Below are 23,684 nucleotides of genomic sequence, written 5' to 3' on the forward strand. Positions count from 1 at the left end.
ATAAGGCAATCATATATGTGGCAAAAAATTCTAATCATCTCCAGTCTGCTGCTGGCAGGGTGTGCGGCTCAAGACTCAAACGGGGAAACGCAGCCGTTAGTCACCAAAGATGCTTTTAATGACTACAAGCCGATAGATGGTGCGACCTCCACGGCCGATGACGCTCGTGACCCCTTCGAGCCTGTTAACCGCTTGTCTTGGGTGATTAACTACGATGTGTTGGACCCCTATTTAGTGCGCCCAGCAGCCCATGCTTATGCGGGTTATGTAGCGGTGCCGATACGGGAAAGCGTGCAAAATGCGGTGCTTAATCTTGAAGAGCCCGCCAGCTTTGTAAACCACCTGATCACCGGTGATGTACAAGGGGCGGGCACAAATCTGGTGCGCTTTGGCATTAACAGCACTGTGGGTGTGTTGGGCTTTTTTGATGTAGCAGAAAAAATGACCTTGTCGCGTCGCAGCAAAGACTTTAGCCAAGTATTGGGGCAAATGGGCGTGGGCAATGGGCCATTTTTAATGGTCCCCCTCTACGGGCCCACCACCTTGCGTGAGTTATCGGGCGATTTCGTTGATGGTTTATATTTCCCCTACGACTTGATGACCTTTGGCATGCGCGCCGGAAAATTTGTTCTCAATGGCTTGTATGAGCGCAGTGAGCTGATTGACCGTGAGCCTATTATTGATAATGCCCTCGACCCGTACGGCTTAACCAAAGATCTGTATTTACAGTATCAAGATGCCAAAATCGGCAAAGAGACCGTCACCGACTTGGATGAAGGCCTAGCAGACTTTATGGATGAGATAGACGGCTAAGCCAAAGCGGGTAGCTAAAAGTAAAACCCAAAGAGCCACCTGATTACGTATGAACCTCAGCCATAATGCACCCTGTTTCGGTTTGTTCTTTGTAGCTGTCCAATTTATTCGGCAGGCCAGCTCTGCTGGCTGTTACTGAGGTTTAGATTTAAACCAAAACACCAAACCGGGCCGAAGTCCTCTTCGCCGAAGAGACGGGCCCCTACAAGGTCAAAATACCAAACTGAGCCTCATATTCTTTACCGAAGAGCCGGCATCTCCCTGTAACCTATTAAATTCATTGGTGCTGAGTTCACTGAAACATGGCTGAGCTTTGTGGGTAATCAGGAAGCGCCATAAGAGTGTTGAGTTAAAGCTCAACACTCTTCATATCACATCCTACACGCTACACCTCAGCCCCCACACTCTTGGACTTGTACTAGTCCGCCGAGACATACCGCTCGCGCTCTATAAATGCCTTCATCAGCTTGTAATAAATGAGCCAGACTGTCGGATAGCTTCCCCTAGATTACGTATTTGGCTGGCATAATTTTACCTATATTGTCCGACTGCGTTCCGCAGATCCTACTACCATTAAGCTGTTCTACAAAAATATGCACTAGTCAGCTATCTCTAACGCTGCACCACAGTCGGCAAGTTACTGCGTTTATTCATTACCTTGGAGAAAATCCAAGCAGCCAGCTCGGTGACCGCCGCCATAGATGACCATGTATAGATGCGAAGATGAAAAAGGGCCTCCTTGGGTTTTTGGGGCATATCTTGTGACTTATCAATGGTGAGCCAAGCCTGACTAAATATAAGGACATGTCGATGGATCAAATAGATATGAATGTTGGCCTGATATTCAGCAAATTAGATGGGTGGCTGGACGGTTTTTTCAAATTATTACCGAATATCCTAGTGGCACTGGTCGTGATGGTTTTGTTCTGGTTCTTAGGGCTGGGCCTCGGAAAGCTGGTAAGTCGAGTTGCGAACAAACGAGGGCGCAATAATTTAGGCAACGTGGGTGGGTCACTTATTCGGTGGGCGATTGCCGTAATCGGTATCATGCTGGCCGTCACCATCGTCGCCCCATCAATAACACCGGGTGATCTGTTTGCCGGTCTTGGGGTTAGCTCTGTTGCAATCGGTTTTGCGTTTAAAGATATATTGCAAAACATGCTGGCCGGTATTCTTATTCTTTTACGCCAACCGTTTGAGGTTGGCGATCAGATTGTATCGGGCGGGCATGAGGGTACGGTTGAGAAGATTGAAACCCGCGCCACCATGATCACCACCTATGACGGACGTCGCGTCGTCATTCCAAACTCAGTTATTTATACCGCCAGCGTGGTTGTTAATACTGCGTTTGAGACGCGCCGCTCGGAATATGACATCGGCATTGGTTGTAACGACGATTGGGACGTAGCGCGAGGAATTATGGAAAAAGCCTGCGCTTCCGTTGAGGGCGTGAGCAGTGAATCTCCACCAGAAACGATTCCCATCTCGCTTGGCGACTTCGCCAATGTAGTGCGGCTGCGTTGGTGGACAAAGTCGGACCGAGCGTCACAGATCCACACGTTTGGTGCGGTATTGCAGGCCGTCTACATTGCCTTAGATGAAGAAGGTATCGACATGCCTTATCCGACACAGGTTCATCTGTTCCATGATCAGACCGAGGAAGTTGATGGCGACCGCGCACGCCAGCGCGAAGGCTGGCCTGCTGGCCGTGGCGAAGTGCCAAAACCGCTGCGTGCTGTTAAAGAAGACAAACAGTCCAACACATAATCTGATGAGGGGCTGTTTAGTTTTTCCCCGTGATCCCGCCGCTAACGATAAAGGTGGTCACTTTACTGGCAGGGGCGTCTAGCAGCTGTATTTTGTCTTTATCGACCAAAATCAAGTTACCAGCAAAGTTATAAGACTGAGGTAAATACACGGCTACCTTGCCGGGCAGGCCAAATTCCGCCATGTCGTCACGAGTAATAAAGCCCAGCAGTTGCAGCTCGCCATTCATCAGACTAACCGCTACCGGCTGATTTAAGCGTTTGTTATCGCCGATCAATGCATTAAATAAATCCGTTAGCGAGTTATACAGCAACCTCACTAACGGCACCCGGTTTAGGGCTTTGTCGAACAAGGACAGAAAAAACTGGCCAAAGTAAAACGAAGCAAACATACCGGTGATAATGATCACACTTAAGGTGAGCAAGCCGCCGGCTAAATCGGCAATCCAACCTGCGGCTAAGCTTGGCACTAAGATGCGCAGCAAAGAGCCGATGGCGGAAAAAAGTGTCTCGTTAAGTACGGTGAAAATGAGATAAACCAGATATACCGTTAATACAAACGGCAGTAAAATCAATAACCCTTGAAAAAAGTAACGCACCAGTCGTTGCATTGATAAGCTCCCGTGAATAAGGGCGGCATGATGGCAGATCCTTGACATGGCCGCCATGTGAAAGCGCATTGTTCAGTCGTGAACTGTCAGCTATAGATGAACGCAGAGCTGACGCCAGAGCGCAATTCATCACGCATTAGCGCCTGTTTTAGCACCTGAGTTAGAACCAGATTTAAGAATTAGTTTTCTGTGCTCACCCATCTCACCACAGTCTCCCATCACTACCTAGGTAGCGTTGACGCTGTTTTTATAGCCAGTTTCGCTAAACAGGCCAAATAAACGGGGTTTTAGCGCGGTTCACGCTTTGCAAGTTGGCCTTGCCTTGTTAAGGTAAATAGCTCAGATAAGTGTGGTTGCGTAGAAAATAAATCACTAGATGTCAAACAAGACACGGTATTTGTTTTTATTGGATGAAAATGTTTTGTTTACCTAGAGGATGTCGTCATGCAGAAAGACACACTGAATAATATTAATATTCGCTCCGAGAAGATTATGATCACGCCAGCAGAGTTGAAAGCCAAGTTACCGGTTTCAGAAAAAGCGCTCAACTTCATCGGTGGTGCCCGTCAAACTCTGTCTAATATTATTCAGCGCAAAGATCACCGCTTGTTAGTGGTGTGTGGCCCTTGCTCCATTCATGACATAGACGCCGCCAAAGAGTACGCAACCCGCCTCAAAAAACTGCATGATGAATATAGTGATAGCTTATATATAGTGATGCGCGTCTATTTTGAAAAGCCGCGCACTACCGTGGGTTGGAAAGGCTTTATTAACGATCCGCACCTAGATGGCAGCTTCGATATTGAGCACGGCCTGCACCAAGCCCGCGAGTTATTATGCTGGTTAGCCGAGCTAGAGCTGCCACTAGCTACTGAAGCTTTAGACCCGATTAGCCCGCAATACTTGGCTGAATTATTCTCGTGGTCAGCCATAGGGGCGCGCACCACTGAGTCGCAAACCCACCGCGAAATGGCCTCGGGCTTATCCATGCCAGTGGGCTTTAAAAATGGCACCGACGGCAACTTGGGCACCGCCATTAATGCGTTAAAAGCGGCGGCAGAGTCCCATGCCTTTATGGGTATCAACCAGCAGGGACAAGTGGCGCTATTAGTGACTCAGGGTAACCCAGACGGCCATGTGATTTTGCGCGGCGGCAAGCAGCCTAACTACGATTCTGTGAATATCAACTTGGCAGAAAAGGCCATGACCAGCGCCGGTCTTATCCCGAACTTGGTAGTAGATTGCAGCCACGGTAACTCCAATAAAGATTACAGCTTACAGCCATTAGTTACCGAGAACGTGGTGGGCCAAATTGAGGAAGGTAACAAGTCAATTTTGGGTATTATGCTGGAGTCGCATTTGTTTGAAGGTAACCAGTCTAGCGAGCAGCCTCGTGGTGATATGGACTACGGCGTGTCCATTACCGATGCCTGTATTGATTGGGATACCACAGCGGACTTATTAGCGCGTTGTCATCAGCTATTGGCCGAGCCCCTTAAAGCTCGACTCGGCTAACTGCAGCTGCTTGGCCCTATGGGCGAATAACATTAACAGCCGCCAAATACCGATCGTGACTGTCTCCGTATTGGGTTTGTAGGCATAATAGAGCACCGCGTCCGGGAAGGGCCGGTGCTTTTGTATTTGGGATGAATCCAATGGTAGATGAGTTAGACGTCCTTCGGGACCAAATAGATGAAGTGGACCAAGAGCTGGTGGCACTGTTTGCGCGTCGCCTAAAATTAGTGGCGGGCGTGGGTGAGGTGAAAAGCCGTCAAGGGGTGCCAATTTATGCGCCAGACCGCGAAGCCAGCATGTTGGCGAAACGCCGTGCCGAAGCCGTCGCTCAAGGCGTACCCCCAGATTTAATTGAAGACGTGTTACGCCGTTTTATGCGCGAGTCTTATGCCAGTGAAAAAGACACCGGCTTTAAATGCATGAACCCCTCCCTTGGCAAAGTGGTGGTGGTGGGTGGTGCGGGCCAACTGGGCAGTTTATTTGCGCATCTGTTGTCTTTGTCTGGTTATCAGGTGTGTATTTTAGAGAAAAACGATTGGGCTGATGCCGAGTCACTGGTGGCGGATGCGGGTTTGGTGGTGGTGGCCGTGCCTATCGACCAAACCGTCGCCATTATTGGCCAATTGCCACCCTTGCCAGAGCATTGCTTACTGGTTGACTTAACCAGCATTAAGGCCGAGCCCATTGCTGCTATGCTGGCGGCGCACTCAGGCCCTGTATTGGGTTTACACCCTATGTTTGGCCCAGATATATCCAGTCTTGCGAAGCAGGTGATCATTTACAGCGAAGGCCGCGGCGCCGGCCAGTACGAATGGCTATTGGCGCAAATGCGCATTTGGGGCACCCGCTTACAGCCAGTAGACGCCGCCGAGCACGACAAGGCCATGAGCCTAGTGCAAGCACTGCGCCACTTCACCAGCTTTGCTTACGGCGCGCACTTGTGTGCCGAGCAGGCGGATTTAGCGCAACTGTTGCGCTTAAGTTCACCTATTTATCGCTTAGAATTGGCCATGGTCGGGCGCTTATTTGCGCAAGATCCGCACTTGTACGCGGATATTATTTTATCCTCGCCCGAGAATCTGGATATGATCCGCCGTTATCACCGCCATTTTGGTGAGCTGTTAAGCCAGTTAGAAGCCGGTAAGCGTGAGGCCTTCGTTGAGCAGTTCAGCACTGTAAGTGAGTTTTTCGGTGATTATGCGGACACTTTCCTTAAAGAAAGCCGCAACCTGCTCGCCCAAGCAAACGACAGCCGCCATCATGGTGATGAATAATAGGACTTAGCGCCCAGCTTTAAGGCAATGTTGAATGTTTAATTGTGAATGTTGAATTAACGGCAAACACAGTGGCTAAGCCCAAATAAAAACACCGAGCCTATGACCTAGGCTCGGTGTTTTTTTGTTTAAGCCGTCTACGCCGATCTGCCCTCTGTTGTTATGTGTCCTTATTCCGTCTTTGCGAGCCTAGCGCGGCAATCCCTGCAGCGGCGCGGTAGATAACCATGGATTGCCGCGTCGTTGCACTCCTCGCAACGACCAAGGTTAGGGTTTGGCTCTAGCCTTTTGTAGGGTCGATTTCAATCGACCAAGTGGTGCACAGCTGTGCCGTTGCTAAACCTACTTCGTCACGGTTTAAAACCTAAAAATAGCCAGCTTCGCTGGCCCGCTGAAGTCCTCTTTACTAAAGAGACGGGCGGCTACTCTATGCCGTCTTCCTGACGCACGTCAGGATCTCGCTTTGGTTTTGTGTCTTTTGTAGGGTCGATTTCAATCGACCAAGATCTGGATACCAGGATCAGCCCATGAGTTCGCAATTAAACAAACCAAACGGTAGCGGAGACCCACCCGACATCTCCACGCAGAGCATGGGTATGAGGAACCGCACCATGGGATGAACATTGCTTTGGAATGGCGCGCTGCGCCATTTCGCGGTTGAAACCGCGGCTACAAAAACCACAGCTATTTTAAATGTGGTGTGATGTTAACGTAAGGCGTATAGCGCTCGGCTCCAAGCTACACCCAAATCGGTTGAATGCTCTTTGTTCAACACAATCGACCCACCCAAAATAAAAAAAGCCCAGCTCTTTAAAAAGCTGGGCTTAATATTTTGCTTGGCGCTTGGCGCTTGGCGCTTGGCTCTGGCGCTTAAATCAATCCTGATATAAGCGCTGGGCCAGTTGTTGCAAGGGCACTAAGTTATCGTCTTCGCTTATGGTTAAACAAAAGCCTTGTACACCGGCGCCTTTAAGCACTACGCCGAGCTCGGCTAATACTGCATCGGCTTGAGTCAATTGGCTAAGCAAAGGTAGACGGCTGTGCTGCTGTAAACGCAGCAAGTCAGCTAGCGGGCGCGCTTGAGTGTCAATTAAGGCCAGCTGCTGGTTACCTTGTGCTAACACCTGCTCGGCGTCAGCCAGGGTCTGGGCTTGGGTATCAGCCAGCGGTAAGAGGATAGGGCGAGTACTGCGACCGGCCGCGGCCAATAGCTCGTTATGCTTAGCGGTGATGGGCTCTAACAGCAAGACATCGAGTGACTCGGCAGCACGCTGTAATTGCTCGGGCGTGTGCACTGTGGTCAGGGGGGCTAAATCAAATTGCTGGGCCACTTCGCGCAATTGCTGCAGGCGCGATTGTTCAAACTGATTGTCGCCTTGGCCAAAACAAGGCACGCCTAATACTTGGCCGCCTTGCTCTTTAACTTGGCGTGCTATCTCTTGCAGATCATGACGCTCTGGCCACTGGCTCAATAACACCGCTAATAACGGCTCTTGCTGACTAATGGTAAAGCGACCCACTTGCAGTGCTAAACCTGCCGTTTTTGTTGGCGTTGCTGCCTGCTCGTGCTGAAGGCTGGGTTTAGCGGCCAGTGGGGCGGGCACTTGGCCTTGATTCAGCGCTTTGGATGACACGCGGGTGGGTGCTACTTCGGCGCTGGGGTAACAGCCCAAGATTTTAATGTAATGCACTATGTCTTTGAGTTCAGCCAGTGCCGAGCGCATGGCCGCGCAGTTTACATTGGCCGCCACATCCACATAGAACATTTCTTCCCACGGGTTGCCAATAATAGGACGCGACTCTAGCTTGGTCATGGGAATGTCGTGATTGCGCAGCACCAATAAGGTTTCTACCAAGGCGCCACTTTGCTGACCGGTCGACATAATAAAGCTGGTTTTGGCCGGAATTTGCTCCGCCACTTCCACCGGCTTTCTTGCCACCACTATAAAGCGGGTCATGTTTTGTTTTTGGTTGGCCAAGCCTTTCACTAATGGCGTTAAACCATGCAATTCGCCGCCATCGGCGCTGCCCATGGCACCTATATCGGGGCGCTGCAGTTGGGCCACTAGCTCCATGGCGTTAGATGAAGCCGCACAAAACTCCACCTTAACCCCGGGCAAGGTCGCCAAATATTGTGAACATTGCTGATACACCTGTGGGTGCGTATACAGAGTGGTCAGCTTGCTGACGTCGGTATCAACCGCCACCAAGATGCAATGCTCAATGGGTTGAGTAAGCTCCCCCACAATCGACAAACTGGTGTGCTGAATTAAATCAAACACATCGTTAATGGCGCCTGAGCTGGTGTTCTCTATCGGTAAAATACCGTATTGCGCTTGGCCTGACTCTACGGTGTCAAAAATTTGCTGAAAGGTATCGCAGTTGTGCTCCACCATATTGGCTTTAAAGCGCGATAAGTACTTGCGCGCCGCCATATTGGAATAAGAGCCGCGCAGTCCTAAAAACGCCACACTAATGGCTGGCGTGTCATCTTGTGGGTTGAGTAACTCTTGCAGCAGCGCTTGTTGCGACAACACAGAGTCTTCAATAATAGTGTGATAAATCTGAGTGACATAGTGGGCATCTAGGCCCAGCGTGCGGCCTTGATTAATCAGCTCTACCAAGAGCGCCTGCTCGCGTGCTTGGTCACGAATAGGGCGCGGGTTTTGCAATTTGCTACGCGCCACGTCTAGGCTTAGGCCCTTGCGTTTGGCCAGCAAGGTGAGCAGCTCGTTATCTAGGCTGCTGATGTGGGTTCTAATCTCATCCAGATTTATCAATGGAGCTTCCTTATTACTTAAAGAATGTCACCTAAGACAAGTGTCATCTAATCGCTGTTATCTAAAGAGTGTCACCTAAAATAAGTGTCATTTAACAAAGAGTACGACGTCATAAAAAAGCCTCCTAGTAGGAGGCTTTCTGTTCGTCTTTCACTCATTTTTTGAACGCTAATGCCGGACTTAGCGCGGCTCAACCGTGGCCAGCCACTCAAGCCGTGATTGCACCATAAACAACGACAAAAAAGCAGTGAAAGAAAAACACCAGCCTACAAATACTGAAAAGCACACACACTGGCAAGCACTTTTAAGAAATTCAGCTAAAACTACCACAGTTAGCCTAAAACATCGAAAAAAGCGCTTGAGTCAGCGGCACTCAAGGCTATTTGCCACGGAACGCACGGAAGAACACGGAACAATAGAGATCAGACCTGAAAGAACCTCTAATTGGTAAGGACTAACACTAGAACGCAATAAGCCGAGCTCTTACCATAAAAAATTTGGCTTTTGTCGCCTGTGAACTGTGTCCGTGCCTTCTGTGTTCTTCCGTGGCAAAAATGGCTCTGGCTCTAATTTTTAGTTGCTCTCTTATCGCTCCTCAAATGCCGTATTTCTACTTACCTGATTACGTATGAACCTCAGCCAAAATGCACCCTGTTTCGGTTTGTTCTTTGTAGCTGCCAAATTTATTCGGCAGGCCAGCTCTGCTGGCTGTTACTGAGGTTTAGATTTAAACCAAAACACCAAACCGGGCCGAAGTCCTCTTCGCCGAAGAGACGGGCCCCTACAAGGTCAAAATACCAAACTGAGCCTCATATTTTTACCCAAGAGGTGGGCATTTCCCTGTAACCTATTGAATTTATTGGTGCTGAATTCACTGAAACATAGCTGAACTTTGTGGGTAATCAGGTCTACTTATTGTAATGCTGGTCTACTTAGCAATAAAAAAGAGGCCGAATCGGCCTCTTTTTTTGGTGTCCCTGTTATCAGTAGCGCTTCACTCAATGCTGACGGCTTAACGTTACTCGGTGAGGTTATTCTTCTTCATCAAATTGCTGAGCAAATTCTTCACTTAAACCTTCATCTAAGTTGGCGGCGACGGCGGCTCCTACTACACCGGCAGCAGCTGCTTGACCGGCAACGGCGCGCTGGGCGAGGGGTTTATCTGCGTAACGATTTAGCTGGCGCTCAAGCTTTTGGCCCAAGTCTTTAATCGCAGCATATAGGTTATCGTCTTCTGCCTTGGCGAACAGGGTGTCATGGCGCACACCAGCAGTGGCTTCAACTTGGTACTTCAGACCTTCTTTATTGATAATCACATGAGGCGTGATTAAGTCGACTTGGCGACGAGACAGTTTTTCAAAGCGACTCTCAATCCGTTCACGGATGGCGGGAGAAATGTCGATGACGGTACTGGTAATAGTGATGGACATAAAATAACCCCCTGGGTGTGCTCTTGTTTGTGTACAACTTCAGACTACCCTGACCGACGTTAAATAATGTGATCCATATCAACCTTTGGCGGCGCTATGGCGAGTGGGTTAAAAATCTGTGACCCAGTCGCCGCTACCCACATTTTAGTCTTGTCAGAGTCGTCCGCTTTAAGTCAGACTCGAATGGATAAATCCCTGCCTGTACTCTTAACCTATCAGCTGTGCTTTATTCTGGCTAGTCGTTCTTTACCTTGCCTACTTTCATTGTGCATTTCATCCTACTGCTCTGTATCCAGCACTTAATGGTGCGCATTTGGCGCTGTGCGCCGCCAATTGTCTGGTTTAAGCAGATTATTTCGCGATCCCCATTGGCAGTGTTGACACTATTACATAGGATAGCTCTCTATTCGTTATTAAGGGGTGCGTTTGTGAAAGTTTGGTTAGGAGTAAGTTTGCTGCTATTAGGCATGAGCGTCAGCGTGCAGGCGTCTTCACTGCGCGAACAATATCGCCAAGCCGAGCAGGCGCTAAATAAAAACGACGTGGCAAGCTTTAAGCAACTGCGCCAAGGCTTGGATGCCTATCCGTTAACCCCTTACTTAGATTTTCAATTGCTGGCGGATCGTATCACTAACCTGAGCACCCCTCAGGTGGTGGAATTTATGCATCGCTACCCCGACTCTTTAGTGGCAGACCGGTTAGAAGGGCGTTACTTGCATCGCTTAGCCCGTGAACAGCGCTGGCGTGAGTTTTTAACTTTATATCCTCAACTGCCCTCGAGTGAAGTGCTGCAGTGCGCCCATTATCGCGCTAAGTGGGCCACCGGCGATAAAAACACTGCGCTGGCCGGTGCCAAACTAATGTGGCTGCATGGCGGCTCACGGGCCACGGCTTGCGATCCTTTGTTTGATGCCTGGCACACCGCCGGTGGTCGCAACGATGACGATATTTGGCAGCGCATGCTGCTGGCTTATGAAAAAAATGATCACGGTTTAGTGACCTATCTGGGCCGTCAGCTTAGCCCTGCGGCCCAGCCGGCCAGCGAGCTGTTGCAGTCGTTAGACAAAAATCCCAATCAGTTACTTAAAGGTGACTTAGTGCGCGTCTCGGGCGAGGCGCAGAAGACGGCGCTCAGTTTGGCCTTGGCGAAATTAGCCGATACCGAATATACCCAAGTGATGAGCTTGTACCCTAAATATCAGCGCCAAGCGGGCTTAACTAACGCGCAAGTAGCACGTATTGAGCAAAAGTTAGCGCAACGGTTAATGTATAACCGTACTCATGACTATCGCAGCTGGCTGGACAGTCGTTTGCCTGCCATGGGCACAGAGGACTTATTTGAACTGCGTGCGCGCTTAGCCATTTGGGAACAAGATTGGCAACATCTGCCCGGCTGGATCGCGCGTTTGTCCGCCGAAACCCAACAAGACAGCCGTTGGCAGTATTGGCGTGGCCGTGCCCTTAAAGCACAAAATCGCCATGGTGACGGTGACAAAGCCTGGAAATTAGCGGCCAGTAATCGGGATTATTACGGATTTTTAGCGGCCCAACAGAGCAAAGTACCCTATGCCTTAATGAAGAAGTCTTTACCCTCTGCACCGACTTTGAGCCAAGCCCGCGCCCGCTGGCCTGCTTTTTCCAGAACCGAAGAGTGGCTGGCGCTCGGCAATAAAACCGCTGCCCGTAGCGAGTGGTATCATATGCTGGGTAAAGTGAGCGAGGCAGATGGTTTGGCGCTGGGCAGCCTAGCGCTGCAGCTGGGCTGGTTTGATAAGTCTATTCAGGCCAGTATTCAACTGCGGGCTTGGGATCACTTAGACTTACGTTTTCCTATTGTGTACCGACCGGATTTTCAACGCCAAGCACAGTTGTTAGGCGTGAATGAAGCCACCTTATTTGCCATTACTCGCCAAGAAAGCGCCTTTTATGAACAAGCGCGCTCCCCGGTGGGTGCTGGCGGCTTAATGCAATTAATGCCCGGCACTGCTAAAGAGACGGCGAAAAAGTTTAATATTAGCGGCTTTAGACAAGCGTCAGATGTGTACCGTGCCGACGTGAATATTCAGCTGGGCTCCAGTTATTTTAAGCAAATGCTCGACCGCTACAGCAATAATCGCGTGGCCGCCATCGCCGCTTATAACGCAGGCCCAGGCCGAATTGATTCATGGTTGCGTAACAGTGGCTCACGGCCGTTAGATGTCTGGGTAGAAAATATCCCATATCGAGAGACCCGCGGCTACGTGCAAAGTGTGCTCTATTATTCGGTGATCTACCAAGATATGTTGGGCCAACCGAAAACCTTTATCACGCCTAATGAGCTGAATTATGTCTACTAACTTAACCGTGGATAGCCGTGCGGCTAGTACTGTCGATAGTTGCAGCCATAGTAGTGGCCATAGCGTGGCCATTGTTGGCTTGGGCTGGTTGGGGGAGCCATTGGCGCTCACCTTACAACAGCTTGGCTATCAAGTGGCAGGCACCACTACCACCGCGGATAAAGCCAGTCGGCTGGCCGCATTAGGTATTCAGACATTATTGTGGAATTTAGATGCGCCGCTGCCTACGCAGTGGCCAACAGCGCTGGCGGCGGACACCTTAATTGTATGTGTGCCGCCGGGCAAGGTTGATAATTATGCCCAGCGCCTCGGTGAAGTGGCGCGCTTAGCTGCAGACGGGGGAGTGCAACGGTTACTTTTTACTAGCGCCACCTCTATATACAGTGGCCTAGGCGCGCAGCGAGAAGCCGATGCTAAACCAGACTCAGAGCGCGGCGAGCGCATGCAAGCCACTGAAAATGCCATGCATGCTAGCGGCGTTCTTCAAGTTATGTGCCTGCGCTTATCAGGCTTAGTGGGGGGCAGCCGGGAGCCGGGGCGCTTTTTAGCAGGGCGTAGCTTTGAGGGCGGCGAAGAGCCCATTAATTTAGTGGCGCAAGAAGACCTGCTGCGCTTTATGCCGGCATTATTGGCGCGTAACGATTGGCCGAGTGTGTTAAACGTGAGTGCGCCCCATCATCCAAGCCGCCGTGAGTTTTATAGCCAAGCCGCTAAGCTTCGCGGCTTGGCCCCACCGCAATTTAGTGGTGGCGGAGAGGGGAAAACCATAGATGGCTCGGCCATTAGTCGCTACCTAAGCTTAGATTATCTGGTCACCGACTGGTTTGACTGGCTAGCAGAGCGCAATAGAAGCTGAAACACCAATATTCACATACAGCACGGATGTAGGCACGCGCTTTAGCCGTGCAAACCTGCGCAGCAGGTTCTGATGCACAAGTTCTACCCTCGGCATTCGTAAGCTGTAAGTTAAACAAAAAATCACCGTGCTCGCACAGCCCTTAGCGATACAGCTGCGGATTAAGCCATGGCGTCAGTACCAAGATCAGGGTGTCGCGATACACAGTGCGTCGTGTTAAATGCTGCTGAGTTAACATACCAATGGCGCCGCCTGTGGGCTGGCTGTCGCTTTGCTGATATAAGCGGTCCATGGCGGGGCCCAGTGCTTCGCCGTTCGCGAGTGCCTGCGCTACTATGGGTGGCAGCGTTAAGCTAGCACTGCGGCTGGCATTATCCAGTGCCTGGCCTAATACCTGGATCCAAGCAAAGGTGATGCAGTGCCGAGGGGTAAGCTGAGCATCACTAAACTCGACGCCGCCTTCCATGCCAATCCACAAGTCCGCCTCGGGCACTAAGGTTTTAGCGGCGAATGCGCGCTGCCGTGCCCCTTGATAGGTTTCGGCGTCGCTCATCGGTTGCTCAGCCACTCCTGAATCCACGGCTACACCGGTCACAACGAACGGAGAGTCAGGCAACAATTGCGCTAAGGCGAGGCGAGCCGCCGCAATTTTAGCGGGGTTTAATGACGCAACAATTACCTGCAGCATGCGGTTGTCCTCTGAACTTGGTTTTATGGCTGTGATGACCATTCATGCTATATAAAAGGTCGGTAGTGGTCGGCCGCTAGCCGAAGTATCATTATGCCAGTTTTAGCTTTAACAATTTAACTCCAGCAGTTTATTCGACAATTTTTTAACAAAGAGAAAAGTGTAATGAGTGATCAAGCAGATCCAAGAGGCGATTTATTGATGCGCACCATGGCCATGCCTGCCGATACCAATGCCAATGGCGATATTTTTGGCGGGTGGATCATGTCACAAATGGACTTAGGCGGCAGTTTGCTGGCTAATGAAGTTGCGCTGGGTCGCGTGGGCACGGTGGCAGTCAGTGAAATGAATTTTTCTCGGCCCGTGAAAGTGGGCGATGTGGTCTGCACCCATGGCGAGCTGCTTAAAGTGGGGCGCACCTCTATTACCGTACAAGTGGAAGTCTGGGTGAAGCCGATATTAACCCCAGAAGGCGGGATGCGTTACAAGGTGGCACAGGCGCAATTTGTGTATGTGGCCATTGATGAACACGGCCGACCGCGAGTGATTAACCGCTAATCAAGTGGCTGCAATAGAACGCGATATGTGAGTTTTAGCCGTCTTCCTGATGCACATCAGGATCTCGCTTTAGCTGTTTGGTAGTGGGCACTGTTTTATATAAAGGGTGCTACGCCAGTTTGGTTTGACGTTTTGCTGCGCAAACCTGACGACTAAAGTGGCTGCTACAGAGTACGATATGTTTTGCTTTAGCCGTCTTCCTGATGCACATCAGGATCTCGCTTTAGCTGTTTGGTAGTGGGCACTGTTATTTATAAAGAGCGTAGCGCGGCAATCCATGCAGCGGCGCGGTAGATAACCATGGATTGCCGCGTCGTAGCACTCCTCGCAACGACCAAGGTTAGGGTTTGTAAAAATCTGATCAATTAGTTTTCCACAATGGTATTACCCCAGCATGCGGCGTCATTTTTCTCTGTGCTGCACAAATAAAAACACCGAGCTTAGGCTCGGTGTTTTTTGTTTAGTGTTCGGCGCTTTCGCTTACGGCTTTATCTTAACGTGAATTGGCCACGATTAAGCTTTGTCCGGCGCGCAAGCTGTGTCTATTGGCTAACTGGTTCCAGCTCAGTAATTCATTGATGCTGACGCTAAAGCGGTTAGCTATTGCAGATAAAGAGTCGCCTCTTTTCACCTTATAAACACTGCCTGATTTGCTTGCCGTTGGGGCAGCAGCGGCCACATAGGTGCCCGACAGTACCAGCGATTGACCAGTACGGATATTATTGCCCCTGATATTGTTCGCTTGGCGCAGGGCTTCTACGGTGGTGCCATGGCGTTGCGCAATTACACCTAAGCTGTCGCCACGGCGCACAATATACTGACCTTTAGGAGCGCGCTCTGGCTCTGGCAGGTCGGCCATGGCGATTTCAAAACCTTCGGCATGTGCCACAGGGACTAAAATTTCCGCACTGCGTGAGGGTGAAGTCGACGCTTTCTTATAGGCGGGGTTCAGCTCTTTCAGTCGACCACGGTTCATGCCGGCTAAATCTGCCGCCATATTTAAATCTACTTGGCCTTCTACTTCAATCACCGCTAATTGTGGGCGATTAGGTAGCGCAGGTATGTCCATGCCGTAGTGCGAGTCGTGCTTTAAGATGGCGGCTAACGCCAACAGCTTAGGTACGTAATTTTGCGTTTCTTTGGGCAAAGACAAAGACCAATAATCCGTGGGCTTGCCTTGGCGTCGGTTGGCTTTCATGGCGCGCTGTACGCGGCCTTCGCCTGAGTTATAGGCAGCCAATGCCAACACCCAATCACCGTCAAAGAAACCGTTAAGGTATTCGAGGTAGTCCAGTGCTGCACGCGTCGAGGCCATTACGTCATAACGACCGTCATAAAAACTATCGAAATGCAGGCCAAAGTTCTTCCCAGTGCCTTGTAGCATCTGCCACAAGCCGGCCGCATGACCGTGCGAATAAGCTTTCGGGTCAAAGGTACTTTCAACCACCGGCAATAATACCAGTTCCATTGGCATGTTCCGTTTTTCTATCTCTTCCTTGATGAGATAGAGAAACGGTCTGGCGCGTTCTGATACAGAGCGCATATAGCTGGGGTGCTTGAGGTACCACTGACGCTGAGCGACCACTCTAGGGTGATCGAGGGGCACATCGAGTTGCATTTGTTCAGCTAAGTCGAGCCACAAATCTGTTTGTTTTGCCTCTACTTCCACTTCCACCTGTTGGCGTTGTTGCCGATTAGATGATGAGTGGGGCACAGTGCTGTAGGCTCGACCTAAGTCGGCAGTTCGATTGTGTGTTTGTAACGATGCATGGATCGATGATGTTTGGTAAAGCGACTTATCCGCTTTATTATCGGTGCTGTCCTGGTGGCCAGAAGAATTAAATCCTTGGCAGCCCGCCAGGAGTAAAGCACCTGTAATGATACAGAGTCTTCTCATGGTGTCCGCGTCTCTTTAAAACGGCGGCCAGTGTATGCTTTGTGAACAACAGAAGCAAGTTCGTTAAAAAACGTCCTTCCAGCGCCTAAGTGCAGCGAACACCTTGATGTCTTCATCTAGCTCCAATCCAGTATGAGCCTGTAATCGGGCCTTAACCCCCGCCACATGGGGGCGCAGGAACACATTGATGGCTTTTTCTAGACCGATAGAAGAGGGCAAACTGGGCACGCCTTGTTGGCGTAATTTCGCTATTTTTTGTAGATGTTTTTTCAATTCAGCGTTGTTTGGCTCCACAGAATGACAAAAAGCCAAGTTAGATTGTGTGTACTCATGGGTACAATAAACCAAGGTGGCGTCGGGCAGGGCAGCCAAGCGGGTTAACGACTGATGCATCTGCTCAGGTGTGCCCTCAAACAAGCGCCCACAACCACCAGAAAACAGCGTATCACCACAAAACAGCAAGGGCTGATTAGCGATCCCCGTGGGTTCATAAAAGGCAATGTGGCCTAAGGTATGACCCGGCACCGACAGCACCGAAAATTCCAGCCCGAGCTCTGGCACCAGCACAGTATCGCCGTCGCTCACGCCCATGGCGCTTGAGGCGGGCAGCGGCTCGGCACTGGGCCCATAGATTTTGGCGTTCGGCCACTGTTTTAGTAAGTCTTTAACGCCACCCGTATGATCATAATGGTGATGGGTTATCAAAATGGCGCTTAATTCCAGCTCGCGCTCGGCCAGCACCCGCGCTACTGGTTCAGCCTGACCTGGATCTACCACCACGGCTTGCTTGTTATTGGCAAGCAGCCAGATATAGTTGTCTTGAAACGCCGAAATTCCACTAATGTGAATCGGGTCTTCATTAAGTACATTGCTGTTAACCATATTTCTATCCTTGCACAGAGGAAAAGCGTTAGCTTATCAGAGGCGTAAATGTGATGAAATCAGCCCACAGTCCCAAACATTGGCAACAGGTGCTGCGCGGGCCTTATTTAGCCGAACAATTGCAAGCGCGACTCACGCAATGGGCGCCTACTATGTTTGGCTTTAATCTGCTCACCGTTGATGCACTCAGCGCGTCTTTTTCATTGGCGGGTAGCCGTTTATTGCACTCGGTACACCTTAGCCAAACACAGCCGCCTTGTACGGCTGCCGATATTGTTGGTGACGCGACTGCCATGCCCTTTGCCCCCGGCAGCCTAGATGCTTGTCTTTTGGCCCATGTACTGGATTTTAGCGACCATCCCCATGCCATCTTGCGTGAAGTAGAAACCGTGCTGCGCGATGACGGCTGGCTGATTATCTCGGGCTTTAATCCATACAGCAGTGCGGGCTTGGCCAGTATCTTGCCCGGCATCAGTCATAAGTTGCCCTCATTACGGCACATGGTGGCACCGGAGCGGCTAGAAGACTGGCTTAAACTGTTGGGCTTTGAAGTCTTGCAGCGCGACTATTTCGGCCTAACGCCAGTATTGGAATTTCCGATGCTCAGTAAGTTGCGCCAACAGCTAGTCCCGCATTATTGCCCGTCTTTTGCTGCCGTGTACGTGATGCTGGCGCGCAAACGACGCTACCCGCTCACGCCCATTCGCCAAACCAAACGTAAGCAACACGTACTGCAACCCGGCATGGCACGCCAAAAGCAGCAAGTAAAAATCAGCGCCGAGCATCAAGCTAAAACTCAAACCATTTTTGCAACGAAATCCGCAGAATCCACGGAAAAATAGAGCTCAGATCTGAAAGATAGCTTTAATGGTAAGGACCTTGTAGCCGTCAAGTGTATATAAACAGAGAGTTTCGACGGTCCTGCGAAGCCGGATGATTTTTAATGGTCCACTCTAAACCCTATTTACCACAGTTCTTTGCTACGAGAGCCACAAACGCACGTAACAATAAAGATCAGAACTCAAAGGAATATTGATGGTAAGAGCGGGAGTTCAGCGCCTAGCTAGAGCCAACAATAGACGCTACTCGTATTTTTGCCCGGCGCTAAAGTTACCCCTCATAACCTACATCATCATGAATGGCATCGGTTTCGGCGGCCACGCGAGCTAGCACATCACAGCGTTCGTTTTCAGGATGCCCAGAGTGGCCTTTCACCCAATGCCAGCTTACGTCATGGCGCTGGCTAAGTTCATCGAGCCGTTTCCATAAGTCCACGTTTTTCACCGGCTTTCTGGCCGAAGTCTGCCAATTTTTTTGTTTCCAGCCGTTGATCCATTGAGTGATGCCTTGGCGTACATATTGGCTATCTGTGGTTAAGTCCACCACACAGCGATCACTTAACGCCGCTAAGCCTTCAATGGCCGCCATCAGCTCCATGCGGTTATTAGTGGTTAGCCGATAGCCGCCGCTTAGCTCTTTACGGTGCGCTTTATAAATTAATACCGCGCCATACCCCCCAGGACCTGGGTTACCCAAACAGGAGCCGTCAGTATAGAGTTCAATTTTTTTCATTATGAATTCGCTATCGTTATCAAAATCGAAGAGGGCGGCAGTCTGCCACAGCAACCGCTAAAAAACAGCCTGCCGGTGGCGAGAGAGGCGTCAAATGCTTTAGCAAAGCGCGCTAAGACCTTTTTAGCAACGGAAGAACACGGAATTCACGGAACAATAGAGATCAAATCTGAATAAAATCAGTTAAGAGCGAAGCGTAAAGAGGGCGGGCCAAACACCAAACAGTCAGAGGCCAGCTCTTACCATTAAAATTATTATCTTTTGTCGCACGTGAATTGCGTCCGTGAGTTCAGACCTGCTTCCGTGGCAAAAGTAGCCCTCGCCCTGGGTCTTACCATCAAAGGCTCTTATTACTCGTCGAACTTATCTCAGCTTAATTTTTCCGCGTCTTCTGTGAGTTCCGTGGCAAAAATGTTTTGTTGTTTTCGCCTTTGACTAACAGCTTAAAACAGCCGCTTGGTAGCATAGCCGCAGGCAGTTACTTATACTGGCCGCAGTTTGGGTATAGGAAGCAAGGCTAATGAATCAGCAAACACATGCGCGCCAAGTCATTTTGGACACAGAGACCACGGGTATCAACATGGACTCGGGCCCTCATTACATGGGCCACAAAGTCATTGAAATTGGCGCGGTAGAGGTAGTGAACCGTCGCTTAACCGGGCGTCATTATCATGTGTACCTCAAACCCAACCGTAAGATAGATGAAGAAGCCATTAAAGTGCACGGTATCACCGATGACTTTTTGGCCGATAAACCGCCATTCTCTGGGCAGGTAGAGGAGTTTCTAGACTTTATTCGCGGCGCTGAATTGGTCGCCCATAACGCGCCCTTTGACGTGGGCTTTTTAGATTATGAGCTAAGCCTCATTGGGCGCAAAGAGCGGGTGGCCGAGCTGTGCAAAGTCACCGATACCTTAGCGCTGGCCCGCAAACTCTATCCCGGTAAGCGAAATAACCTAGACGTGCTCTGTACGCGATATGGCATAGATAACAGCCATAGAACCTTGCACGGTGCGCTCTTGGATGCGGAGATTTTGGCCGATGTATACCTGTTAATGACAGGTGGCCAAACCAAGTTAAATTTGCAAAGCGACAGCCAACAGCAAGATGACAGAGGCGGCATCCGCCGCTTAAATACTGCCCGTGCGCCACTCAAAATTATTCGGGCCGATGCCCAAGAATTACAAGATCATGAAGCCCGCTTAGATTTAGTGATGAAAAAAGGAGGCAGTTGTTTATGGCGCAGCTAATCAGCCGCTCTTTATTAACTGTTTGTTTAAGCTTGAGCTTGCTGTTTACGGCGTTGAGCAGTCATGCATCCGAGCAAAGTGCCCGTTGGTTAAGTAATACCTTTCGTATCGATCCCTCTATTTCTTCCCTGACCTTGCTGATTGAGCGCGAGCCTAACAGCGCTCCCGTGGTGTTAATTCGCCCCGATGGCAGTAAATATTACCAACATTCACACCCCAACCATATTAGCTGGGTGAGCACCCATGATCGCGATGTGATCACCCTTTGGCAACCCGAGCCTGGGCCTTGGCAAGCGACCGGCAAAGTGACCCCTAAGCGCGGCATCACATTGGTCAGTGAATTTGAACTGGCGCTTAGCCCGTTGGCGGAGCGGTTATATCAGCAAGAAATCCTTAAACTGGACGCCGAATTACGCCACGGTGCTACCCGTTTAGATGCTAACTTTTACCTACAAGATTTAGCCTTGCAGGCGCAGCTCATTAATTTGCGCATCGACCCAGATGCGCAATTTGCTCCCGCCCCCGTAGTGGTGGGCGAGTTTAAAGATGACGGCGTAGGGCTGGATGCCATCCCCAACGATGGCAAGCTCACCGCACAAGTGATCTTGGATATATTGCCCGGCGAGTATTTATTTCAAAGCGAAATTAGCAACCAAGTGCTGGCGCGCACCAAAGAACAACAGGTGATGATTTATCCTATGCCGCTGAAACTGAGCTTTGCTAAGCCAGATGAGCAAGGCCAATGGCATATTACCGTTACCGCTGATCACGAGCTAATTGCCAGTAGCTTGATTATTACCGGCGAGCTGGTTACGCCATCTCAACAGCGTATTCCCATTTCTGGCACCGGCACGCGCATTTCACTGCCCGACGCCCTAGAGCCCGGTAACTATTATTGGCAAGGCCGAGCCTTTGCCACTAATCAAGAAGACCGTGAAATACAGCTTGAGCTGGTCGAGCAAGTGATCCGCGTTAGTCCTGCTGTTACTGCAAGCGAAGAGCTAAGCCCAGTTAAAGATAGCAACACCTTAACCTACAGCATCGCCGGCGTTATCTTGCTGTTAGTGCTGGCATTAATAGGCTGGATTTTAAGAAAGCGCGCAGCTAAAAAGCGCTTAAACAGAGATAAAACGCTAAGCTAATTGTATATTTATAAGGTTAGTGATTGAAAGTTAAGCAAGTGGACTAAAAGAACAAGTTTGCGGTTGACCTCTTACTTGCTCGGTACTATTATGGCCCTCGTCTGCAGCACGCTGCTGACGAGGAGTGGTAGTTCAGTTGGTTAGAATACCGGCCTGTCACGCCGGGGGTCGCGGGTTCGAGTCCCGTCCACTCCGCCATATTTAAAGAAACCTTTAGCTATTGATAGCTAAAGGTTTTTTGCTTTTCCATCCCCGCTAAAACTCATCATTCCTACTTTGTCAAACCCACCTCCGTGACCGAACCGTGACCATTTGGTGACCAAACACTTGTTTTGACCGGTGTTCAAAATCATGAGACTAAGCTCGATTACTCCTACCTTAAATTTGCAAGACTTTCAGTTGTAGCTTGCTACTAAAAATACTGACCTCGCTTTATTTTATTCACACCCTGCCGTACACAAGCTTGCGTCAGACCGAGCCACTCATTCCTTTTGTTATTCTTTATCCCATCGAAGCCAAACGGCTTGCCTCCCCCTCAACAGCAAAAGGAATAACGCCATGTCATACGACTTAATACTGGCCAACGACTTGATTGAGAATCCATCTGCCCGCTGTGCGGTCACCATGGTGTTGGATACCTCGGCTTCTATGTCGGGCAGTCCGATACAGCAGCTTAATGAAGGTTTTCAATTATTTTTGAATACCCTCAGCGAAGACGAAGTGGCCGCTTACTCGGTAGATGTGTCAGTGATTACCGCCGGTGGCCAAGTAGAGCAGCGCTTACCTTTTACCTCACTGAGCAGCATTGATAACTGCGAACAGTTTTCGGCCAATGGCATGACGCCGTTAGGCGGCGCGGTTGACTTAGCACTTGCTCAACTAGAGGCCCGAAAACAGCAATACAAGGCGAACGGTGTGGCGTATTACCAGCCTTGGTTGGTGATTATTAGTGACGGTGAACCCAACGATAATTGGCGAGCAGCGGCGGCCAAAGCGCGCGATTTATCCGCCAATAGAAAGTTGGTGAGCTTGGTGATTGGCGTAGCGGGTGCCGACATGCAGATTTTGGGTGAGTTTTCTAACCGCCCAGCTATTGGCCTGCAAGGGGTGAAGTTTAAGGAGTTCTTCACTTGGTTGTCCGCCAGTATGAGCCGGGTGTCTGCTTCTAGCAGTACCAGTGCCGGCGTGAACTTACCGCCCATGGACAGCTGGGCCAGCATTTAAGCGCCACTGCGGTGCCTAGGGGCAGAGCGCCCCTTATTTCCAGACCATTCAATGACCCACTCATTTTTACTGCGAGGTGCTTATGACTCAACTCCACCAGGTATTCGACTCTTATGAAGAAGAGAAATGGTTAGCGCCAGAACTCGCGCGCGGCGGTGAGGGGGCGGTATATCCGCTGCAAGATAGGCCCAATGTGCTGGTTAAATGCTACCACAAGGACTATTTGCAAAAGAGCGGCTCCGCCCAGCTCGAGAACAAAGTCAGCGCTATGCAAAGTGTGGCGGCGTTAAGAAATTGGCCTGGGGTGAGCTGGCCGCTGGTGTCTGTGTATGACCAACAGCAGCAGTGGTTGGGTTATGCCATGCGCCGCGCGGTAGGCGTACCTATGCATTTAATGGCGCACCCTATGCTGTATCAAAAGCACTTTCCTAATTTGGATCGCCGCAAGATTGTGAGTTATCTCATTAATTACTTGCAGCAGGTGCAAGCGTTACACTGCCACCAAGTGATGCTAGGCGACTACAACTTGCAGAACGTGCTGTGCGATCCGCACTCCGATAAAGTCACGCTGATTGACTGTGACAGTTATCAACTGGAGTTGAATGGCCAGCTGTATCCGTGCCCCGTGGGCAGCGCCGATATGACCGCCAAAGAGCACTTAGGGATAGCCTTTAACCAAATTAGGCGCACGCCCGAAAGTGAAGCGTTTTCTATGGCCATCATTTTGTTTAAGTGTCTGATGCTTGGCCGTCATCCCTACGACATTGTGGGTGGGGCAGATCCGGTGAGTAATTTGCAGCAGGGCAACTTTGCTTATGGCATTGGCAATAAAGGCGTGCCTAAAGGCCCTTGGTATAACATTTGGAGCCATATGCCGCACCGCATAAAAAGCCTGTTTATTGCCACCTTTACCGAAGGCGCAGGGCAGCCTAATAAACGGCCTACCTTAGCAGAGTGGGAAAAGTCGCTGGCCATTTACGCCAATGAAATCGATAAAGGCTGGCACGAAAATGCCATTAAGCCCGCGGCGCCCAAAGGTCGCGATTATCAGGGCGACAGCCAACGCATTATTCAACTTTAAGGGGTAACGC

18 protein-coding genes, 1 tRNA gene, 1 pseudogene and 1 other annotated feature are annotated in these 23,684 nt (G+C 50.3%); of the genes and pseudogenes, 13 read left to right on the forward strand and 7 right to left on the reverse strand.

Going from position 1 to position 23,684, the window contains the following annotated elements; all coding sequences use genetic code 11:
* Positions 1-15: 15 nt before the first annotated feature.
* Both CBP31_RS12920 and CBP31_RS12925 read left to right on the forward strand, forming a co-directional pair.
* Complete coding sequence (locus tag CBP31_RS12920) at positions 16-813, forward strand: MlaA family lipoprotein (protein ID WP_087037937.1); 798 nt, start codon at positions 16-18, stop codon at positions 811-813.
* An 810-nt stretch (positions 814-1,623) separates the two neighbouring features.
* The gene (locus CBP31_RS12925) at positions 1,624-2,580 is read left to right on the forward strand and encodes a mechanosensitive ion channel family protein (RefSeq protein ID WP_087037940.1); all 957 of its coding nucleotides are present in this window, start codon (positions 1,624-1,626) and stop codon (positions 2,578-2,580) included.
* Positions 2,581-2,596: 16 nt separating this feature from the next.
* Here CBP31_RS12925 and CBP31_RS12930 read toward each other — a convergent pair whose 3' ends face one another.
* Entirely contained in the window at positions 2,597-3,190 is a 594-nt protein-coding gene (locus CBP31_RS12930) for a DUF502 domain-containing protein (RefSeq protein WP_087037942.1), read from the reverse strand.
* Positions 3,191-3,634: 444 nt separating this feature from the next.
* On the opposite strand from CBP31_RS12930, the gene CBP31_RS12935 reads away from it, so the two are divergent.
* A complete protein-coding gene (locus tag CBP31_RS12935; RefSeq protein WP_087037944.1) occupies positions 3,635-4,705 on the forward strand; it encodes a 3-deoxy-7-phosphoheptulonate synthase in 1,071 nt (356 codons plus the stop codon).
* Positions 4,706-4,845: 140 nt separating this feature from the next.
* Positions 4,846-5,979: a bifunctional chorismate mutase/prephenate dehydrogenase gene (tyrA, locus tag CBP31_RS12940; RefSeq protein ID WP_087037946.1), complete on the forward strand. Its 1,134-nt coding sequence runs from the start codon at positions 4,846-4,848 to the stop codon at positions 5,977-5,979.
* A gap of 1,631 nt (positions 5,980-7,610) precedes the next feature.
* On the opposite strand, the pseudogene CBP31_RS15820 reads toward tyrA, so the two are convergent.
* Together CBP31_RS15820 and hpf are read right to left on the reverse strand one after the other, a co-directional pair.
* Positions 7,611-8,759 (reverse strand): annotated as a pseudogene (locus CBP31_RS15820) (chorismate mutase); the annotation flags it as partial.
* A 110-nt stretch (positions 8,760-8,869) separates the two neighbouring features.
* Positions 8,870-9,034: a sequence feature (Phe leader region), on the reverse strand.
* A gap of 756 nt (positions 9,035-9,790) precedes the next feature.
* Positions 9,791-10,189, reverse strand: a complete 399-nt coding sequence (gene hpf, locus CBP31_RS12950) for a ribosome hibernation-promoting factor, HPF/YfiA family (RefSeq protein ID WP_087037950.1) — start codon at positions 10,187-10,189, stop codon at positions 9,791-9,793.
* Positions 10,190-10,617: 428 nt separating this feature from the next.
* On the opposite strand from hpf, the gene CBP31_RS12955 reads away from it, so the two are divergent.
* Positions 10,618-12,525 carry a transglycosylase SLT domain-containing protein gene (locus CBP31_RS12955; protein ID WP_227875032.1) on the forward strand — a complete coding sequence of 636 codons (1,908 nt, stop codon included), beginning with the start codon at positions 10,618-10,620 and terminating at the stop codon, positions 12,523-12,525.
* A complete protein-coding gene (locus CBP31_RS12960) occupies positions 12,515-13,381 on the forward strand; it encodes an NAD(P)-binding domain-containing protein (RefSeq protein WP_151898809.1) in 867 nt (288 codons plus the stop codon). Before CBP31_RS12955 ends, CBP31_RS12960 begins: the two co-directional genes overlap by 11 nt.
* 142 nt (positions 13,382-13,523) lie before the next feature.
* Here CBP31_RS12960 and yjjX read toward each other — a convergent pair whose 3' ends face one another.
* The gene (yjjX, locus tag CBP31_RS12965; RefSeq protein WP_161492525.1) at positions 13,524-14,069 is read right to left on the reverse strand and encodes an inosine/xanthosine triphosphatase; all 546 of its coding nucleotides are present in this window, start codon (positions 14,067-14,069) and stop codon (positions 13,524-13,526) included.
* Positions 14,070-14,234: 165 nt separating this feature from the next.
* On the opposite strand from yjjX, the gene yciA reads away from it, so the two are divergent.
* Positions 14,235-14,627, forward strand: a complete 393-nt coding sequence (gene yciA / locus CBP31_RS12970) for an acyl-CoA thioester hydrolase YciA (RefSeq protein WP_087037954.1) — start codon at positions 14,235-14,237, stop codon at positions 14,625-14,627.
* A gap of 493 nt (positions 14,628-15,120) precedes the next feature.
* On the opposite strand, the gene CBP31_RS12975 is transcribed toward yciA, so the two are convergent.
* Both CBP31_RS12975 and gloB read right to left on the reverse strand, forming a co-directional pair.
* The gene (locus CBP31_RS12975; RefSeq protein ID WP_087037956.1) at positions 15,121-16,524 is read right to left on the reverse strand and encodes a LysM peptidoglycan-binding domain-containing protein; all 1,404 of its coding nucleotides are present in this window, start codon (positions 16,522-16,524) and stop codon (positions 15,121-15,123) included.
* 63 nt (positions 16,525-16,587) lie between these two features.
* On the reverse strand, positions 16,588-17,406 hold the full coding sequence (gloB, locus tag CBP31_RS12980; protein WP_227875033.1) for a hydroxyacylglutathione hydrolase: 819 nt from the start codon (positions 17,404-17,406) through the stop codon (positions 16,588-16,590).
* A gap of 53 nt (positions 17,407-17,459) precedes the next feature.
* Here gloB and CBP31_RS12985 point away from each other — a divergent pair, with 53 nt between their 5' ends.
* Entirely contained in the window at positions 17,460-18,248 is a 789-nt protein-coding gene (locus CBP31_RS12985) for a class I SAM-dependent methyltransferase (protein ID WP_087037959.1), read from the forward strand.
* 268 nt (positions 18,249-18,516) lie between these two features.
* Here the strand turns inward: CBP31_RS12985 and rnhA are convergent, their stop codons facing one another.
* The gene (gene rnhA / locus CBP31_RS12990; protein WP_227875221.1) at positions 18,517-18,981 is read right to left on the reverse strand and encodes a ribonuclease HI; all 465 of its coding nucleotides are present in this window, start codon (positions 18,979-18,981) and stop codon (positions 18,517-18,519) included.
* 517 nt (positions 18,982-19,498) lie between these two features.
* Here rnhA and dnaQ point away from each other — a divergent pair.
* The 5 genes from dnaQ (at position 19,499) to CBP31_RS13015 (ending at position 23,674) form a co-directional block, all read left to right on the forward strand.
* Complete coding sequence (gene dnaQ / locus CBP31_RS12995; RefSeq protein WP_087037964.1) at positions 19,499-20,227, forward strand: DNA polymerase III subunit epsilon; 729 nt, start codon at positions 19,499-19,501, stop codon at positions 20,225-20,227.
* Entirely contained in the window at positions 20,215-21,369 is a 1,155-nt protein-coding gene (locus tag CBP31_RS13000) for a hypothetical protein (protein ID WP_087037967.1), read from the forward strand. The genes dnaQ and CBP31_RS13000 overlap by 13 nt, the downstream gene beginning before the upstream one ends.
* A 121-nt stretch (positions 21,370-21,490) precedes the next feature.
* Positions 21,491-21,567, forward strand: a tRNA-Asp gene (locus tag CBP31_RS13005).
* Between the two features lie 360 nt (positions 21,568-21,927).
* Positions 21,928-22,593, forward strand: a complete 666-nt coding sequence (locus CBP31_RS13010; protein WP_087037970.1) for a vWA domain-containing protein — start codon at positions 21,928-21,930, stop codon at positions 22,591-22,593.
* Positions 22,594-22,675: 82 nt separating this feature from the next.
* Positions 22,676-23,674, forward strand: coding sequence for a kinase (locus CBP31_RS13015; RefSeq protein ID WP_087037973.1), 999 nt, complete (start codon positions 22,676-22,678; stop codon positions 23,672-23,674).
* The last annotated feature ends 10 nt before the right edge of the window (positions 23,675-23,684 follow it).

Source organism: Oceanisphaera profunda (assembly GCF_002157895.1).
GTDB classification, from domain to species: domain Bacteria; phylum Pseudomonadota; class Gammaproteobacteria; order Enterobacterales; family Aeromonadaceae; genus Oceanimonas; species Oceanimonas profunda.